This is a genomic window from Streptomyces doebereineriae (assembly GCF_031845645.1).
GTDB lineage: Bacteria > Actinomycetota > Actinomycetes > Streptomycetales > Streptomycetaceae > Streptomyces > Streptomyces canus.
In genome coordinates, this window is sequence record NZ_JAVREZ010000432.1 from 1 (window position 1) to 424 (window position 424).

Here is a 424-nt window from a genome sequence, read left to right on the forward strand (position 1 = left end):
GGATGAACTCGGTTGTCTGCTCCGGAGAGAGCGCCTTGTCTCGTTGCAAATCGTAGGACAACCGCAGCTCCTCGACGCGTCCTGAGTCCTCAATCAGTTCGCCGGACTTGCTGCCCTCCAGATAGGCCACGGCCTTGCCGTTGGCCAGCCACAGGACGGTCAGTGAACCGCCCATCAGATCGTGCAGCCCTGCGGAGAAAGGCAGTAACTGAAGCGTCACGTTCGGCCGCTTCTGCCACTCCAGCAGGGCTTCCAACTGTTCCAGCCAGACGGCGGGCTGCGAGGCCGCTCGGTGGAACACCGCTTCGTCGAGCATCGCCCGGAAGTACGGAGCGTCCTCACCCACAAGGACGGACTGGCGGCTCATACGGGCGTCGACATCCTCTTGCAGTTCCGCCGAGTCCCGGGGCGGCGAGTGTTCCAG

Annotated in this window: 1 protein-coding gene; it reads right to left on the reverse strand. The window is 63.7% G+C overall.

Annotation, left to right across the window (positions count from 1 at the left end; genetic code table 11):
- The coding region (locus RNB18_RS52650; RefSeq protein WP_311721137.1) for a DUF5753 domain-containing protein at window positions 1-367 on the reverse strand (367 nt) is incomplete at its 3' end.
- Between the last annotated feature and the right edge of the window lie 57 nt (window positions 368-424).